The organism is Streptomyces aureoversilis (assembly GCF_042657885.1).
Taxonomy (GTDB): domain Bacteria; phylum Actinomycetota; class Actinomycetes; order Streptomycetales; family Streptomycetaceae; genus Streptomyces; species Streptomyces aureoversilis.
The window spans coordinates 254642-270806 of sequence record NZ_JBHSKJ010000009.1; the positions used below are offsets into that span (position 1 = coordinate 254642).

Annotated in this window: 15 protein-coding genes; 3 read left to right on the forward strand and 12 right to left on the reverse strand. The window is 74.8% G+C overall.

The features are described from left to right. Window positions 1–3 precede the first annotated feature (3 nt). Entirely contained in the window at window positions 4–1044 is a 1041-nt protein-coding gene (locus ACFPP6_RS18200) for an aminotransferase class V-fold PLP-dependent enzyme (protein WP_382043105.1), read from the forward strand. A 45-nt stretch (window positions 1045–1089) separates the two neighbouring features. Here ACFPP6_RS18200 and thpD read toward each other — a convergent pair whose 3' ends face one another. The 4 genes from thpD to ectA all read right to left on the reverse strand — a co-directional run bounded on the left by thpD (window position 1090) and on the right by ectA (window position 4355). Continuing rightward, entirely contained in the window at window positions 1090–1989 is a 900-nt protein-coding gene (gene thpD, locus ACFPP6_RS18205; RefSeq protein WP_382043108.1) for an ectoine hydroxylase, read from the reverse strand. Between the two features lie 3 nt (window positions 1990–1992). Next, window positions 1993–2391: an ectoine synthase gene (locus tag ACFPP6_RS18210; RefSeq protein WP_382043111.1), complete on the reverse strand. Its 399-nt coding sequence runs from the start codon at window positions 2389–2391 to the stop codon at window positions 1993–1995. 66 nt (window positions 2392–2457) lie between these two features. Beyond that, complete coding sequence (gene ectB / locus ACFPP6_RS18215; protein ID WP_382043114.1) at window positions 2458–3732, reverse strand: diaminobutyrate--2-oxoglutarate transaminase; 1275 nt, start codon at window positions 3730–3732, stop codon at window positions 2458–2460. 53 nt (window positions 3733–3785) lie between these two features. After that, the gene (gene ectA, locus ACFPP6_RS18220) at window positions 3786–4355 is read right to left on the reverse strand and encodes a diaminobutyrate acetyltransferase (RefSeq protein ID WP_382043117.1); all 570 of its coding nucleotides are present in this window, start codon (window positions 4353–4355) and stop codon (window positions 3786–3788) included. 412 nt (window positions 4356–4767) lie between these two features. On the opposite strand from ectA, the gene ACFPP6_RS18225 reads away from it, so the two are divergent. Further along, on the forward strand, window positions 4768–5868 hold the full coding sequence (locus ACFPP6_RS18225) for an amidohydrolase family protein (protein WP_382043120.1): 1101 nt from the start codon (window positions 4768–4770) through the stop codon (window positions 5866–5868). A 24-nt stretch (window positions 5869–5892) separates the two neighbouring features. Here ACFPP6_RS18225 and ACFPP6_RS18230 read toward each other — a convergent pair whose 3' ends face one another. From ACFPP6_RS18230 to ACFPP6_RS18240, 3 genes are all read right to left on the reverse strand, one after another. Next, complete coding sequence (locus ACFPP6_RS18230) at window positions 5893–6843, reverse strand: bile acid:sodium symporter family protein (protein WP_382043123.1); 951 nt, start codon at window positions 6841–6843, stop codon at window positions 5893–5895. A 53-nt stretch (window positions 6844–6896) separates the two neighbouring features. Next, the gene (gene cobC / locus ACFPP6_RS18235; RefSeq protein ID WP_382043126.1) at window positions 6897–7997 is read right to left on the reverse strand and encodes an Rv2231c family pyridoxal phosphate-dependent protein CobC; all 1101 of its coding nucleotides are present in this window, start codon (window positions 7995–7997) and stop codon (window positions 6897–6899) included. A gap of 61 nt (window positions 7998–8058) precedes the next feature. Continuing rightward, a complete protein-coding gene (locus tag ACFPP6_RS18240) occupies window positions 8059–8430 on the reverse strand; it encodes a cobalamin biosynthesis protein (protein WP_382043129.1) in 372 nt (123 codons plus the stop codon). A gap of 93 nt (window positions 8431–8523) precedes the next feature. On the opposite strand from ACFPP6_RS18240, the gene ACFPP6_RS18245 reads away from it, so the two are divergent. Continuing rightward, the gene (locus ACFPP6_RS18245) at window positions 8524–9231 is read left to right on the forward strand and encodes a ZIP family metal transporter (protein WP_382043309.1); all 708 of its coding nucleotides are present in this window, start codon (window positions 8524–8526) and stop codon (window positions 9229–9231) included. 3 nt (window positions 9232–9234) lie between these two features. Here the strand turns inward: ACFPP6_RS18245 and ACFPP6_RS18250 are convergent, their stop codons facing one another. From ACFPP6_RS18250 to ACFPP6_RS18270, 5 genes are all read right to left on the reverse strand, one after another. Continuing rightward, window positions 9235–10719: a cobyrinate a,c-diamide synthase gene (locus ACFPP6_RS18250; RefSeq protein WP_382043132.1), complete on the reverse strand. Its 1485-nt coding sequence runs from the start codon at window positions 10717–10719 to the stop codon at window positions 9235–9237. Beyond that, entirely contained in the window at window positions 10713–11321 is a 609-nt protein-coding gene (gene cobO, locus ACFPP6_RS18255; protein WP_168093108.1) for a cob(I)yrinic acid a,c-diamide adenosyltransferase, read from the reverse strand. Before cobO ends, ACFPP6_RS18250 begins: the two co-directional genes overlap by 7 nt. After that, window positions 11321–13417: a putative cobaltochelatase gene (locus tag ACFPP6_RS18260; RefSeq protein ID WP_382043135.1), complete on the reverse strand. Its 2097-nt coding sequence runs from the start codon at window positions 13415–13417 to the stop codon at window positions 11321–11323. The genes cobO and ACFPP6_RS18260 overlap by 1 nt, the downstream gene beginning before the upstream one ends. A gap of 166 nt (window positions 13418–13583) precedes the next feature. Continuing rightward, the gene (locus ACFPP6_RS18265; protein ID WP_382043311.1) at window positions 13584–15092 is read right to left on the reverse strand and encodes a cobyric acid synthase; all 1509 of its coding nucleotides are present in this window, start codon (window positions 15090–15092) and stop codon (window positions 13584–13586) included. Window positions 15093–15121: 29 nt separating this feature from the next. Then, window positions 15122–16087 (reverse strand): cobalamin biosynthesis protein, encoded by a 966-nt coding sequence (locus ACFPP6_RS18270; RefSeq protein ID WP_382043138.1) that lies wholly within the window; start codon window positions 16085–16087, stop codon window positions 15122–15124. Between the last annotated feature and the right edge of the window lie 78 nt (window positions 16088–16165).

Sequence of the window (16165 nt, forward strand, 5' to 3'; positions counted from 1 at the left end):
CGCATGGAGAGCCTCGCCCCCGCACACTTCGCGCCCGAGACCGTCTACCTCGACACCGCCGCCACCGGGCTCGTGCCCGCGTCCGCCGTCGCCGCCATGACCGAGGCCGCCACCGCGTTCTCGCTGGGCCGCCCCGGCGCGGAGGACCACTTCCCGGTCGTGGAGGCCGTCCGTGCCGCCTTCGCCCGGCTCGTCGGCGTGCCCGCCCGGCAGGTCGCCACCGGGGGTTCGGCCGCCGTCTTCTGCGGGCTCGTCGCCCAGTCGCTGCCCGAGGGCTCGGAAGTCCTGTGCGTGGAAGGGGACTTCAGCTCCCTCGTCAACCCCTTCCACGTGCGGCCCGGGCTCCGCGTCCGCACCGTTCCCCTGGAGAAGGTGGCGGACGCCGTGGCGCCGGGCACCGCGCTCGTCGCCGTCAGCGCCGTCCAGTCGGCCGACGGCCGCCTCGCCGACCTCGGGGCGATCGGCGAGGCCGCCCGCGCCCACGGCGCCCGTACGCTCGTCGACGTCAGCCAGGCCGCGGGCTGGCTGCCCGTCGACGCGGGCGCCCACGACTTCACCGTCTGCGTCGGCTACAAGTGGCTGATGGGGCCCCGCGGGACCGCCTACCTCACCGTTCCCGAGGACCTCGGCGGCCTCACCCCCGTCTTCGCCGGGTGGGTGGCGGGGGAGGACCCCTGGGACAGCACCTACGGGCAGGTGTCGCTCGCCCGCTCGGCCCGCCGCTACGACGAGAACCCCGCCCTCCTGCCCTACACCGGCGCCCTGGCGGGCCTCCGGCTCGTCGGGGAACTCGGGACGGAGCGCATCGCCGCACACGACCGGGCCCTCGCCGGCCGCTTCCGCGCGGGGCTCGCCGCGCTCGGGCACCGGCCCGTCCCCGCGGAGGACTCCGCCGTCGTGTCGGTCCCGGGCCTCGGCCACGCGGCGGAGCGCCTCGCGGCGGCGGGCGTACGCGTCAGCGCCCGCGCCGGGGGCCTGCGGGCCTCCTTCCACCTCTACAACAGCACGGACGACGTGGACCGCGTCCTGGAGGCACTGGCCTGAGCGGGCGGTGGCGCGGCGGCCCCGCCGTACCACCGCCCGGACCGGCTACCCCACCGGCGTGAAGTCCCTCGCCCCCACGAACTCCGGGCGGCGGGACGGAGCCGCGAAGGGTTCCACCGCCGCGTTCTCCACGCTGTTGAAGACGATGAAGACGTTGCTGCGCGGGAACGGCGTGATGTTGTCGCCCGACCCGTGCATGCAGTTGCAGTCGAACCACGTCGCCGAACCGGCCGCGCCCGTGAAGAGCCGGATGCCGTGCCGCCCCGCCAGCTCGGCGAGCGCGCCGTCCGACGGCGTGCCGGCCTCCTGCATCCGCAGGGACCTCTTGTAGTTGTCCCGCGGCGTCACGCCCGCGCAGCCCAGGAACGTCCGGTGCGACCCCGGCATGATCATCAGGCCGCCGTTGGTGTCGAGGTTCTCCGTCAGCGCGATCGACACCGACACCGTCCGCATCCGCGGCAGCCCGTCCTCCGCGTGCCAGGTCTCGAAGTCCGAGTGCCAGTAGAACCCGGAGGCCCCGAAGCCCGGCTTGACGTTGACCCGCGACTGGTGGACGTAGACGTCCGAGCCGAGGATCTGCCGCGCCCGGCCCACCACGCGCGGATCGCGCACGAGCCGCGCGAACACCTCGCTGATCCGGTGCACTTCGAACACCGACCGCACGTCCTGCGAGTGCGGCTCCACGACCGCTCTCTCGTCGGCCCGCACCGCCGGGTCGGCCATCAGCCGGTCGAGCTCGGCGCGCAGGACCTGCACCTCGGCCGGCGTGAGCATCTCGTCGACGGTGAGGAACCCGTCGCGTTCGTAGCCCGCGAGACCGGCCGCGTCGATCGGCCCGGGCGCGGCGGCGCCGGAGGCGGGCCCGGGCCACACCACCGGGTCACGGCGCGGGACGGTCTCCTCGTGCGTGCCGCGCGTGGGGTAGAGGTCGGTGACCGCGGCCATGGTTCAGCCCTCCTCCGTCAGCAGCGGGTAGACGCCGTTCTCGTCGTGGTCCTCCCGTCCGGTGACCGGCGGGTTGAAGACGCACACGCAGCGGAAGTCGGTCCTGGGGCGCAGGGTGTGCCGCTCGTGGCCGTCGAGCAGGTACATCGTGCCGGGCGAGATCCAGTGCTTCTCGCCGGTCTCGTCGTCGGTGAGCTCGGCCTCGCCCTCCACGCACAGCACGGCCTCGATGTGGTTGGCGTACCACATGGAGGTCTCCGTGCCGGCGTAGAGGACGGTCTCGTGCAGGGAGAAGCCGACGCGCTCCTTGGCGAGCACGATCCGCTTGCTCTCCCACGTGCCGGACCTGGCCTTGACGTGGCGGTCGGTGTTCTCGATGTCCTGGAGGGAACGGACGATCACGGGTTGTTCCTTTCTTTCGTGCGGAGTGTCTTCGTGCGGAGGGTCTTTCGCGCGGAGTGGCGGACGTCAGGCCGTCGCCGTGTCGCGGACCGCGCGGGCGAGGATCCGCAGGCCCTCGTCCAGCTCCTCGGGGGAGATCGTCAGGGCGGGCAGCAGCTTGAGGACCTCGCCCTCGGGGCCCGACGTCTCCACCAGCAGGCCGAGCTCGAACGCCCGCCGGGCGACGGCGGAGGCCCGGGCCTTGTCGGCGAACTCCACTCCCCACACGAGCCCGCGGCCCCGGTAGTGCGCGCCCAGCTCCGGGTGTTCGGCGCAGATCGCGCGCAGCGCCTCCTCGGCCTGCTCGCCGCGGGCGAGGGTCTGCTTCTCCATCTGCCCGTCGGTCCAGTACGCGTCGAGCGCCGCGGCGGCGGTGACGAAGGAGGGGTTGTTGCCGCGGAACGTGCCGTTGTGCTCGCCGGGCTCCCAGACGTCGAGCTCCGGGCGGAAGAGGGTGAGCGACATGGGCAGGCCGTAGCCGCCGATGGACTTCGAGAGGGTCACGATGTCCGGGGTGATGCCCGCCTCCTCGAACGAGAAGAAGGCGCCGGTGCGGCCGCAGCCCATCTGGATGTCGTCGACGATCAGCAGCATGTCGTGGCGCTCGCACAGCGCGGCGAGCCCGCGCAGCCACTCGGGGCGGGCCACGTTGATGCCGCCCTCGCCCTGCACCGTCTCGACGATGACGGCGGCGGGGGTGTTCAGGCCCGAGCCCTGGTCGGCCAGCAGCCGCTCGAACCACAGGAAGTCCGGCACCCGGTCGTCGAGGTAGTGGTCGAACGGCATCGGCGTGCCGTGCACCAGGGGGATGCCCGCGCCGGCCCGCTTGAAGGCGTTGCCGGTGACGGCGAGCGAGCCCAGCGACATGCCGTGGAAGGCGTTGGTGAAGGACACGATCGCCTCGCGGCCCTTGACCTTGCGGGCCAGCTTCAGCGCGGCCTCCACGGCGTTGGTGCCCGTCGGGCCGGGGAACATCACCTTGTACGGCAGGTCGCGCGGGCGCAGCACGACGTCCTGGAAGGCCTCCAGGAAGGCGCGCTTGGCGGTGGTGCCCATGTCCAGGCCGTGGGTGACGCCGTCGCGTTCGATGTAATCGAGCAGGGCGCGTTTGAGGACCGGGTTGTTGTGCCCGTAGTTGAGCGCCCCGGCGCCGGCGAAGAAGTCGAGGTACGTGTGGCCGTCCTCGTCGTACATCCGGCTGCCCTGGGCCCGGTCGAAGACCGCGGGCCAGCTGCGGCAGTAGCTGCGCACCTCCGACTCCAGGGCCTCGAAGACGCTGAGTGCGGGCGGGGTGATGGTCATGGGGGTGCTCCTGTCGGTGCGTGAGGGGGCGGTGCCCCGGTGCGTGCGGGGCCTCAGTGCGTGAGGGGGCCGATGCGGTGCAGGACCTCGGGGTCGTGCCCCGTCTCGGGGAACAGCCCGCCGTGGAAGAGGACTTCACGCTCCACGGGCGCGCGGTGCCGCTCGGCGAAGGAGGCGAACAGGCGGTTGGAGGCGGTGTTGCCGGGCGTGACGGTGGTCTCGATCCCGTCGATGCCGGTTTTGCTCTCCCGGGCGACCCGTGCGACGAGGCCCTCCAGCAGTGCGGCGGCCAGGCCGCGGCCGCGGTGCGGGCGGTCCACGGCGACCTGCCACACCACGAGGGTGCGGGGGCGGGAGGGCCGGACGTAGCCGGTGATGAAGCTGGCGACCTCCCCGTCGGCCGTGCCGCGGGCCACGGCCGAGGTGGCCGCGAAGTCGCGGCACCACAGCAGGTAGCTGTACGAGGAGTTGAGGTCCAGGGTTCCCGAGTCGCGGGCGATGCGCCAGATCGCGGCTCCGTCCTCGACGCGCGGGACGTCGAGCGCGAGGTCCTCCGGCATTTCCGGGAATTCCCGGAGGGGGGCGGGACGGGCACGTGCAAGGTCTGCTTGTGCTGCGGTCATGCGGAGGGAATTTACCGATGCGGATCGGAAATCGCACCGGGGGCCCGGGTTACCCGGGGGTGGGTGGTTGTGTTATCGCGCGGAGGCGTGGGGGCGCGCAAAGCGGGTGGGAGATGGGGTGTTTTGCCCGTTAATATCCGGGCAAATCGCTGGCCGTGTGGAGTGTGTCACAAGTGATCGACGGGGGTCTCCAATTCCCTTGCCGAAGCGTAAGGAAATTACTGCGTTTAGGGTGCGGAAAAGCGGGCATGAGAATGCGCGGAGAGTTGTCTCCGGAATTACCGGAGAGGATTGCCGGGGAATTGCCCGGGGCGGCGCCCGGCCGCGCCGGCCGCGTATCGGTCGCGCCGCGGCCCCGGCCCGGCGACGGCCCCTTGGCGGGCGGGAGGAGCGGGCTCGTACAGTGCGGTCCATGAGCGACAGTGGGGTGCTGCACATCAAGGGGCGGGTGCTCGTCGGCGCGGACCCGGACGGCGGGGTGCGCGACGAGCTGTGGGCCGTCGACGGCCGGATCACCTTCGAACGGCCGGTGGGGGCGCGGGACGTCACCACCGTCGAGGGCTGGGCGCTGCCCGGCCTCGTGGACGCGCACTGCCACGTGGGCCTCGACGCCCACGGCCCGGTCGACGAATCCACCGCCGAGAAGCAGGCGCTCACCGACCGGGACGCGGGAGCGCTGCTGCTGCGCGACGCCGGCTCCCCCTCGGACACGCGCTGGATCGACGACCGCGAGGACCTGCCGCGCATCATCCGCGCCGGGCGCCACATCGCGCGCACCCGCCGGTACATCCGCAACTACGCCCATGAGATCGAGCCGGACGACCTCGTCGCCTACGTGGCGCGGGAGGCGCGGCGCGGGGACGGCTGGGTCAAGCTCGTCGGCGACTGGCTCGACCGCGAGACGGGCGACCTGTCCTCCTGCTGGCCGCGCGGGGAGGTCGCGGCGGCGATCGCCGAGGCGCACCGCCTCGGCGCGCGCGTGACCGCGCACTGCTTCGCGGAGGAGTCGCTGGCGCCGCTCGTGGAGGCGGGCATCGACTGCATCGAGCACGCCACCGGGCTCACCGAGGAGACCATCCCGCTCTTCGCCGAGCGCGGGGTCGCCATCGTGCCGACGCTCGTCAACATCGCGACGTTCCCGCGGCTCGCGGACGGCGGCGAACGGAAGTTCCCGCGCTGGGCGGACCACATGCGGCGCCTGCACGCCCGGCGCTACGAGACGGTGCGGGCGGCGTACGACGCGGGCATCCCGGTCTTCGTCGGCACGGACGCGGGCGGCTCCCTGGCCCACGGCCTCGTGGGCCAGGAGGTGGCCGAACTCGTCAAGGCCGGCCTGCCCCCGCTCGCGGCCCTGTCGGCCACCACGTGGTCGGCCCGGTCCTGGCTCGGCCGCCCGGGCCTGGAGGAGGGAGCCCCGGCGGACATCGTCGTCTACGGGACGGACCCGCGGGCGGACGTGAGGGTCCTGGGCTCACCGAAGCGGGTGATCCTGCGGGGGAGGGTGATCCGCTAGGGCCGCCCAGGGCTGCTGGGGCTGCTAGGGATGCGGCCGTCTGGACATCCAGGCCGCCACCGCCGCGCCCGACACGTTGTGCCACACCGAGAAGACCGCCGCCGGCAGCGCCGCCGCCGGGCTGAAGTGGGCCGTGGCCAGTGAGGCCGCCAGGCCCGAGTTCTGCATGCCGACCTCGAAGGCCATCGCCCGGCTGGAGGGGCGGCCCAGCCGGGCCAGGTGGCCCGCCGCGTAGCCGAGGGCCAGGCCGAGGCCGTTGTGGAGGACGACGGCGAGGAGGACGAGCGCGGCCGCGTCCTTGATGCGGGACGCGCTGCCCGAGACCACGATGAGGACGAGGACGGCGATCGTCAGGGCGGAGAGCGCCGGCAGGGCGCGCAGCACCTTGCCGACCCACCGCCCCGCGGCCATCCGCACGAGCGCCCCGCCGAGCACCGGCACGAGCACGGTCTTGAGGATGTCGGTGAGCATCGCGCCCGCGTCCACGTCCAGGAACCGGTCCGCCAGCAGCAGCGTCAACGGCGGGGTGACGAGCGGCGCGACGAGCGTGGAGACGGTGGCGACGGACACGGACAGGGCGACGTCCCCGCGCGCGAGGTACGTGACGACGTTGGACGCCGTGCCGCTCGGCGCGCAGCCGACGAGGATCACGCCGGCGGCCAGCTGCGGCGGCAGCCCGAGCACCGTGGCGATCAGCCAGCCCAGCCCCGGCATGATCACGTAGTGGGCGACGAGGCCGAGCCCGACCGCCCAGGGCCGCTTGGCGACGGCACGGAAGTCGTCGCCGGTGAGCGTGAGGCCCATCGTGAACATCACGACGCCCAGCAGCCAGGGCACGGCCGGCGCCCAGCCGGTGAAGTGGGAGGGCGCGGCGAGCCCCACCCCTCCGGCGGCGAGGACGAGCAGGGGGAACACGGTGACAGCCAGCCGCGCCGTCCGGTCGGCGGCTGTCGGGGCTATCCGCGGGGTCGGCATACGGCGGCACCTTAGCGATCAAGTCCGCCTCCCGAACAGGGGGTGACGCTACCTCAGCCCTCGGCCAGCGCCTTGCCGAGGGCCTCCGCGAAGCGGTCCGTGGTGGCCCGGTCCCGGACCGCGAGGCGCAGGTAGTCCGGTCCCAGCCCCGGGAACGTGTCGCCGCGGCGCACCGCGAACCCCAGCCCCCGCAGCCGGCCCCGCACGGCCGCGGCACCCCGCACCCGGATCAGCAGGAACGGCCCGGCCGCCGGACCGTGGACCCGCACCCCCTCGAACTGGCCGACCGCGGCCGCGAGATAGGTCCGGTCCTCGGCGAGGCGGTCCGCGGCGCGCGCGGCCTCCGCGAGCGCCGGGGGAGCGCTGCACGCCTCCGCCGCGGCCAGCGCCGGCGACGACACCGGCCACAGCGGCTGGGCCCGCTCCAGCCGGGCTATGGTGCCGGGCGACGCGAGCACGTAGCCGATCCGCAGCCCCGCCAGCCCCCACGTCTTGGTGAGGCTGCGCAGCACGACCAGCCCCGGCAGGTCCGTGACGGACGCCAGCGACTCCGCCTCGCCCGGCACCGCGTCCATGAACGCCTCGTCGACCACCAGCGTCCGCCCCGGCCGGGCGAGCCGCGCCAGGTCACGCGCCGGGTGGAGGACGGACGTGGGGTTGGTCGGATTGCCGACGACGACCAGGTCCGCGTCGCCCGGCACCGCGCGCGGATCCAGCCGGAACCCGTCCGCCTCGTCGAGCAGCACCCGCTCCACCTGGTGCCCCGCGTCCCGCAGCGCCGCCTCCGGCTCCGTGAACTGCGGGTGCACCACCACCGGCCGCCGCACCCGCAGCGCCCGCGCGAGCAGGACGAACGCCTCCGCGGCCCCCGCCGTCAGCAGCACGCGCTCCTCCGGCAGCCCGTGCCGCTCCGCCACCGCCCGCCGGGCGGCGCGCCCGTCCGGATAGGCGGCGAGCCCGCCGAGCGACGCGGCGATGTGCTCGCGCAGCCACACCGGGGGCGTGCCCGCCCGCACGTTCACCGCGAGGTCCGTCAGCTCCGCGCCGGCACCCCGCACTTCGGCGTCACCGTGGTGGCGCAGGTCGGGTTCGCTGGGATTGTGCATGGCCGCGGGCCGCCTTCTCTCGTCCGTTTGCTGCTGGTTGTCGTTCACACGTCGCCGGGCAGGTGAAGTTGCCCGCCCCAAGACCGTACTGACGGCTGCGGAACGGCCGTCAAGCGGGTCCGTACGCCACCGCGCACGTCACCCGCGCCGACTTCCGCTTCCCCACGGCCAGTACCCCGCCCTCCCCGGCCGCCAGCAGCGCCGCCGCCTCCGCCACCGCGGGCGTCCCCACGGCGGCCAGCGCGGCGGCCGAGGGGTCCGTCACCGCGACCCCGGCCAGCGCGGCGGCCCCGTACACCCGCAGCGGCACGCCCAGCCGGGCCGCCGCCTCCACCAGCCCGCCCTCGCCCGCCTTCGCCTCGGCCGTCGCCAGCGCCGCCGGCCGCGGCCCGCGCACCCCGGCCTCCGCCAGCGTCCGCTCCACCAGCTCCAGCACCTCCGCGGCCGCCACGCCGCGCCGGGCGCCCACACCCACGTACACGGCCGGTGCGGCGGCGGGTACAGGTGCGAGGGCCGCAGCCGCGGGGGATACTGCAGCCGCGAGAAGGGTGGAGACGTGCCGGTCGTGATCGCCATGGGCGCGTTCCTGATGACGCTGCTCGGCGGCTGGGCCGCGCACCGCATCACCGACCGCAGACACCTCGTCCTGGGGTTCGCGGGCGGGCTGATGCTCGGCGTCGTCGGCCTCGACCTGCTGCCCGAGGCCCTGGAGGCCGCAGGCCACGACGTCTTCGGCGTGCCGGCCGCCCTGCTCTGCTTCGTCGCCGGCTTCCTCGCCGCCCACATGGTCGAGCGGCTCCTCGCCGTCCGCAAGGCCGCCCACGGCGTCAGCGCCGCCGAACGCACCCCGCAGGTCGGCCTCACCGCGGCCGCCGCCCTCGTCGGTCACAGCGCCATGGACGGCGTCGCCATCGGCGCGGCCTTCCAGGTCGGCCACGGCGTGGCGGTCGCCGTCGCCGTGGCCGTCATCGCGCACGACTTCGCGGACGGCTTCAACACGTACACGATCACCGACCTGTACGGGAACGACCGGCACCGCGCCCTCCTGATGCTCGCCGCGGACGCCGTCGCCCCTCTCGTCGGCGCGGCGTCCACCCTGCTGTTCACCCTTCCGGCCGGGTTCCTCGGCGTCTACCTCGGCTTCTTCGGCGGCGTCCTGCTCTACCTGGCCACGTCCGACATCCTCCCCGAGGCCCACCACACCCACCCGGCCGTCTCCACGCTCGCCTGCACGGTGGCCGGGGCGGGCTTCATCTGGCTGGTCGTGGGCCTCGCCCACTGACGCTCACCGGCGCTCGCCGACACCGCCCGCGCCCTCGGCCGCGCCCGCGGCCGTCACCAGGCGGGCGGCCGTGCCCGGGGCGCCCGCCCAGTGCACGTGGAGGTACGAGGCGTGCACCCCGTCGCGCGCGAAGCCCTCCGTGCGGCGCTCCGGGTGGGTGAACCCCCAGGCGGGGGCCCCGCCCGCGCCCGGCTCGGTCACCGTGCGGTGGAACTCGTGCCCCCGGACGCGCGTGCCGGCCTGCGCCAGCACGTTGTCCGCGATGGCCACCGCCTCGCGGTAGCCGAGGGTGAGACGGCCGGACATGCGGGCGTCCGCGGGGAGCACGCCGCACATGGGCTTGCCGTCCAGCGAACGGGAGAGGTAGAGCAGGCCCGCGCACTCGGCGACGACCGGGGCGCCGGTTGCCGCGAGGGCGGCGACCTCCTTGCGGAGGCGTTCGTTCGCGGAGAGCTCCGGGGCGTAGACCTCGGGGAATCCGCCGCCTATGACGAGGGCGGCGGTTCCGGCCGGGAGGGCCTCGTCCCTCAGGGGGTCGAAGGTGACGACCTCCGCGCCGGCGGCCTGCAGCAGTTCCGTGTGCTCGGCGTACGAGAAGGTGAACGCCGGGCCGCCGGCCACGGCGATCACCGGTTTGCTCTTCGAGTGCGGCCCGGTGGCCGGTTCGTGCCCACCCGTCCCGCCCTGCGGGACGCCTGCCCACAAACCGGTAGGGGTGGGGTACGAGGCCGGAACGCCTGCCCGCAACGCGGTGGTGACAGGGTCCCATGGTTCGGCCGTGAGCGGAGGCGCCGTGCGCGCCAGGGCCAGCAACCCCTCAAGGTCGCAGCCCTCCCTGACCCTCGCCGCCTGGGCCGCCACCGCGTCCGTCGCTTCCGTGCTGCGTTCGGCCACCGGGACCAGGCCCAGGTGACGCGAGGGCGTGTGGACCTGCTCGGCGCGGCGTACCGCGCCGAGGACCGGTACGCCCGACTCCGTCAGCGCTTCGCGCAGGAGCGCCTCGTGCCGGTCCGAGCCGACCTTGTTGAGGATGACGCCCGCGACCCGTACCTCCGGGTCCCACGACGCGAAGCCGTGCACCAGCGCGGCCACCGACCGCGACTGCGACGACGCGTCGACGACCAGGACGACCGGGGCCTTGAGCAGCTTGGCCACGTGCGCCGTCGACGCCAGCTCGCCCTGCCCGCTCGCCCCGTCGTAGAGGCCCATCACGCCCTCGACGACCGCGACGTCGCAGCCCGCGGCCCCGTGCAGGAACAGCGGGGCGATCCGGTCCGGGCCGCACATGTACGCGTCCAGGTTGCGGCCGGGGCGGCCCGTCGCGAGCGCGTGGTAACCCGGGTCGATGTAGTCCGGGCCGACCTTGTGCGGCGACACGGCGAGCCCCGCGTCCGCGAAGGCCCGCATCAGGCCGGTGGCCACCGTGGTCTTGCCGCTGCCGGAGGCCGGGGCGGCGATGACCAGGCGGGGGATGTGCGTGCTCACCACTCGATGCCCCGCTGGCCCTTCTGCCCGGTGTCCATCGGGTGCTTGACCTTCGACATGTCGGTGACCAGGTCGGCGAAGTCGACGAGCGCCTGCGGGGCGTTGCGGCCCGTGATCACCACGTGCTGGGTGCCGGGGCGGTTGCGCAGCACCTCGATCACCTCGTCCGTGTCGATCCACCCCCAGTGCAGGGGGTAGGCGAACTCGTCCAGCACGTAGAGCTTGTACGCCTCGGCCGCCAGGTCGCGCTTGACCTGCTCCCAGCCCTCGCGCGCCTTGTCCTCGTTGCTCTGCTCGCCGTCCTTGGGGTCGCGCTGGATCCACGACCAGCCCTCGCCCATCTTGTGCCAGGCGACCGTGCCGCCCTCGCCCGACGCACCGAGCACCCGCAGCGCGTTCTCCTCGCCGACCTTCCACTTCGCCGACTTCACGAACTGGAACACCCCGACCGGCCAGCCCTGGTTCCACGCCCGCAGCGCCAGGCCGAAGGCCGCCGTGGACTTGCCCTTGCCGAGGCCGGTGTGGACGAAGACCAGCGGCCGGTTGCGGCGCTGACGCGTGGTGAGTCCGTCGTCGGGAACGACGGTCGGCTGTCCCTGGGGCATTACGCGGCCTTCCTGGTGTGTGCGGTCCGTACGGTACGTACAAGCGCGGAGACGCTGTCCGCGCGCAGCTCGTCCAGCGTCACGACCGGGCCGCGCAGCTGCCGGCCCAGCTCGGCGGCGAGCCCGAGCCGCACCGGCCCCTGCTCGCAGTCCACGACCACCGACGCCGTGCCCTCGCCCGCCAGCAGCCGGGCGGCGCGCGCCGCCCTCGCCAGCGGCTCCGGGCCGCCGGTGGCCCGGCCGTCGGTGACGACGACCAGCAGCGGGCGCCGGGACGGGTCGCGCAGCCGCTCCACCCGCAGCACCTCGTGCGCCTGCAGGAGGCCCGCCGCCAGGGGCGTGCGCCCGCCGGTCGGCAGCCTCTCCAGCCGTGCCGCGCCCGTGTCCACCGAGGACGTCGGCGGCAGCGCCACGTCCGCGCCGGCGCCCCGGAACGTCACCATGCCGATCTTGTCCCGGCGCTGGTACGCGTCCAGCAGCAGGGACAGCACCGCGCCCTTGACGGCGCCCATCCGCTTGCGGGCGGCCATCGAGCCGGAGGCGTCCACGACGAACAGCACGAGGTTGCCCTCGCGGCCCTCGCGCACCGCCTCCCGCAGGTCGTCGCGGCGGACGACGAGCCCGGCGCCGCTGCGCCCGCGCGCCCGCTGGTGCGGGGCGGCGGCCTGCACCGTGGCGGCCAGGTGGAGCTTGGACAGGGCGCCGCGGGGGCGGCGGGCCCCGGTCGTCCGGCCGTGGGCCGTCCGGGCCCGCGAACGGCGGCCGTCGGCGCCCTCCCCGAGCCCGGGGACGTCGAACCTGCGGGTGCGGAAGGGGTCGGCCGCGGCAACGGCCGGGGCCTCGGGGGCCTCCCCGCGGGCGGGGGCGCCCTCGGGGGCGTCCGGGCTCTCGGGGGAGGCGGGCTCGGGGCCGGTGGGCTCCGGCTCCTGCCGCTGCTGCGGGACGTCGGGGGCGCCGTCGGGGTCCGTGCCGTCCTGCGGGGGCCGCCCGCCGCCGTCGGGACCGCCCCCCTCGGGACCGCCGTCGGGGCCGTCGTCGTCCGGGCCCTCGGGCTCCGGCTCCGGCTCGGGCTCCGGCTCGTCGTCCTCGAACCGGCCGAGGATCTCGTCGAGCTTGTCCTCGTCCAGACCCGGCGCGTCGAAGGGGTTGCGCCGGCGCCGGTGCGGCAGCGACAGCAGCGCCGCCTGCCGTACGTCCGCCGTCGTCACGTCCGTGCGGCCCGCCCACGCGGCAAGGGCGGACGCGGTGCGCGCGGTCACGATGTCCGCGCGCATGCCGTCCACCTCGAAGCCCGCGCACACGGCGGCGATGCGGCGCAGCGCGCCGTCGCCCAGGCGTACGGACGGCAGCAGCGCGCGTGCGGCGGCGATCCGCTCGCGCAGCGTCTCCTCCTCGGCGGCCCACTTGGCGCCGAACGCGGCCGGGTCCTCGTCGTAGGCGAGGCGGCGGCGCACGACCTCGACGCGCTCGTCGGGCTCGCGCGAGGCCGCGACCTCGACGGTCAGGCCGAAGCGGTCCAGGAGCTGCGGGCGCAGCTCGCCCTCCTCGGGGTTCATGGTGCCGACGAGGAGGAAGCGGGACGCGTGACGGACTGACACTCCCTCACGCTCTACGTAGGAGGCGCCCATGGCGGCGGCATCCAGCAGCAGGTCCACCAGGTGGTCGTGGAGGAGGTTGACTTCGTCGACGTACAGCACACCACGGTGCGCGTCGGCCAGAAGGCCTGGCTCGAAGGCCTTCACGCCCTCCGAGAGGGCCTTCTCGATGTCGAGGGCACCGACGAGACGATCTTCGGAGGCGCCAACGGGAAGTTCGACCATCCGTGTGGGTCGCACGTCGCCCGCCGTATCCGGCTCGTGCGGCCCGTCAGGGCACGTGGCGTCCGGCGCCGCAGGGTCACAGGAGAACCGGCAGCCGTCGATGACGCCAACGGACGGCATCAGCCCCGCGATGCCACGCACGGCAGTCGACTTGGCTGTGCCCTTCTCACCTCGTACGAGCACTCCGCCCACAGCCGGGGAGACGGCATTCAGCAGGAGAGCCAGGCGCAGATCCTCCATGCCGACGATCGCAGTGAAGGGGTAGGTGGTGTTCATGCGCTGTTCACTCCTTCGAGAGGCTCTCGCCGAACGGGTCGACCGTCGCAGCAGTTGACGGTCACGCTTGCCTTCTGGTCCCCGCACCGGCGGGGTTGGTCCGCTGCTCGGCGATCACTTCGTGGAAGCCCTGCTGTCGTCCCCGCACGTGCGGGGATTCCCTTGTTCACGGCGCCCCCGGCGGAATGAAGGGGGCGCCGACCGGAACCCCGTCCTCGATCAGCCGCAGCAGCGCGTCCGTGTCCGCGTGTTCCTCGATCAGATCGCCCAGCCGGTCCAGCTGTTCCTCCCGCAGCGCGGCGAAGCTCGTGTCCGGTGCCGGGACGAACGCCCGGCCCGCGGCCTCCGCGACGCGCCGCAGGAACGCCCGCCGGAAGCCGTCGCTCTCCAGCGAGCCGTGCCAGTGCGTGCCCCACACGGCTCCCACCCGGCAGCCGTCGAGGAACGGCTCGTCGCCGCCGCGGACGTCGGCCACGCCGTGGTGGATCTCGTAGCCCTCGACGGGCTCGCCCAGGGCCGTGCCCACCGGCCGCGCCAGGGTCTTCTCCGCCGCGAACCGCACCCGTACGGGCAGCAGGCCCAGGCCCTCCACGACGCCGGCCCGGGACTCCACCTCGTCCTCGATGCGCTCGCCCAGAACCTGGAAGCCGCCGCAGATGCCCAGGACGGGGCGGCCCTCGGCGGCGCGCCGGGCCAGCGCGTCCGCGAGCCCGCGCTCCCGCAGCCACTTCAGGGCCCGCACGGTGCCGCGGGTGCCCGGCACCACGACCAGGTCCGCGTCGGCGAGCTCCTCGGGGCGGTCCACGAAGCGGACGACCACGCCCGGCTCGGCCGCCAGCGCGTCCACGTCCGTGAAGTTGGACATCAGCGGCACCGCGCACACCGCGACCCGCAGCACGTCCGCCCCGTGCGGCGGGGCCACCACCGACTCGCGCACGGCGCCGCGCAGCGAGACGCGCAGGCCGTCCTCCTCGTCGATGCCGAGGCCGTGCGCGAACGGCAGGACGCCGAACGTGCGCCGGCCCGTCAGCTCGTACAGCATGTCCAGGCCGGGCTCCAGCAGCGTCACGTCGCCCCGGAACTTGTTGACGACGTAACCCGCTATCAGCTCCTGGTCCTCGGGCGAGAGCAGGGCCGTCGTGCCGAAGAACGACGCGAAGACGCCGCCGCGGTCGATGTCGCCGACCACGACCACGGGCAGCCGGGCCGCCCGGGCGATGCCCATGTTGACGATGTCGCTGCGCCGCAGGTTGATCTCGGCCGGGCTGCCGGCGCCCTCGCAGATCACCGCGTCGTGCGTGCGCCGCAGCTCCTCCAGGCACTCGGTCACCGTGCCGAACAGATGCTCCTGGCGGCCCGCGTGATAGCCGCGCGCACTGAGCTCGCCCACCGGCTTGCCCATCAGCACGACCTGGCTGCTGCGGTCGCCGCCCGGCTTGAGCAGCACGGGGTTCATGAGGGCGCTCGGCTCCACGCGGGCCGCGGCCGCCTGCATGGCCTGGGCCCGGCCTATCTCCGCGCCCTCGCGCGTCACGAACGAGTTGAGCGACATGTTCTGCGCCTTGAACGGCGCGACCTTGACGCCCTTGCGGGACAGCCAGCGGCAGATGCCGGCCGTCACCACGCTCTTGCCCGCGTCCGAGGTGGTGCCGGCCACCAGCAGGCCCCCGCCCAGCGGGCCCGCGGACCCGCTCCTGTCAGCCGTCACCGGCTCCTCCTCCGTGCGTACCGTGCGAAGCTTCCGACAGAGAGCCTGCCCACCACGGCCGTTCCCAGGGCCAGCAGGGAGACCCGGCGCGAGAGGCGTACCGCGCGCTCGATGTCGTCCGTCGCCACCGGGCGGTTCTCCGCCCCCAGCACGGGCCGGTGCTCGACGCGGCCCGCGTACGCGAGGGTGCCGCCGAGCCGCACGCCGAGGGCGCCGGCGAACGCGGCCTCCACGGGACCCGCGTTGGGGCTGGGGTGGCGGGACGCGTCCCGCCGGGCCACCCGCCAGGCGCCGCGCGGATCCGGGCCCGCGAGGACGGCGAGGGCCGCGGTGAGGCGGGCGCCGGGCCAGCCGGCGACGTCGTCGAGCCGGGCCGAGGCCCAGCCGAAGCGGCGGTAGCGGGGGGACTTGTGGCCCACCATCGCGTCCAGCGTGTTCACGGCCCGGAAGGCCACCAGACCCGGCACGCCCCCGAGGGCGCCCCACACCAGCGCGCCGACGACGGCGTCGGAGGTGTTCTCGGCCACGGACTCCACGACGGCGCGCGCGATCTGCTGCCCGTCCAGGGCCTGCGGGTCGCGCCCGCACAGGTGCGGCAGGCGCTCGCGGGCGACGTCCACGTCGCCGGCGGCGAGCGCGCCGCCGATCGCGCGGGCCTCGCGGCCCAGGGAGGTGCCCCCGAGCACGGCCCAGGTGGCGGCGGCGGTCAGGGCGATGCCGGCGGGGCGGGAAGCGCGCGCGGCGCGCGCCAGCAGCGCGGCACCGGCGGCCGGGCCGCCCGCGCACAGCAGGGCCTGCGCGGCGCCGTGGCCGCGGTGGTCGCGCCACAGGCGCTGCTCGACGGCCTGGGCGGCGCGGCCGAACGCGGCCACGGGGTGGCCGCGGCGGGGGTCGCCCAGGACGCGGTCACCGAGGAAGCCGAGGGCGGCGCCGCACGCGAAACCGATCGGATCGGCACGCATCGGCTCAGACCGCCGTCACGCCTCGGCGGGGGGAGGGAAGCGTACGGGGCGTTCGGTGGCGGGCGCCGGGCATGACGA

Bases quoted from the DNA above. Each gene is read 5' to 3' on its own strand.
- ACFPP6_RS18260 (WP_382043135.1), bottom strand. From the start codon at position 13,417: ATGAACACCACCTACCCCTTCACTGCGATCGTCGGCATGGAGGATCTG.
- ectB (WP_382043114.1), bottom strand. From the start codon at position 3,732: ATGACCATCACCCCGCCCGCACTCAGCGTCTTCGAGGCCCTGGAGTCG.
- ACFPP6_RS18245 (WP_382043309.1), top strand. From the start codon at position 8,524: ATGGGCGCGTTCCTGATGACGCTGCTCGGCGGCTGGGCCGCGCACCGC.
- ACFPP6_RS18270 (WP_382043138.1), bottom strand. From the start codon at position 16,087: ATGCGTGCCGATCCGATCGGTTTCGCGTGCGGCGCCGCCCTCGGCTTC.
- cobO (WP_168093108.1), bottom strand. From the start codon at position 11,321: ATGCCCCAGGGACAGCCGACCGTCGTTCCCGACGACGGACTCACCACG.
- ACFPP6_RS18230 (WP_382043123.1), bottom strand. From the start codon at position 6,843: ATGCCGACCCCGCGGATAGCCCCGACAGCCGCCGACCGGACGGCGCGG.
- ACFPP6_RS18200 (WP_382043105.1), top strand. From the start codon at position 4: ATGGAGAGCCTCGCCCCCGCACACTTCGCGCCCGAGACCGTCTACCTC.
- ectA (WP_382043117.1), bottom strand. From the start codon at position 4,355: ATGACCGCAGCACAAGCAGACCTTGCACGTGCCCGTCCCGCCCCCCTC.
- thpD (WP_382043108.1), bottom strand. From the start codon at position 1,989: ATGGCCGCGGTCACCGACCTCTACCCCACGCGCGGCACGCACGAGGAG.
- ACFPP6_RS18225 (WP_382043120.1), top strand. From the start codon at position 4,768: ATGAGCGACAGTGGGGTGCTGCACATCAAGGGGCGGGTGCTCGTCGGC.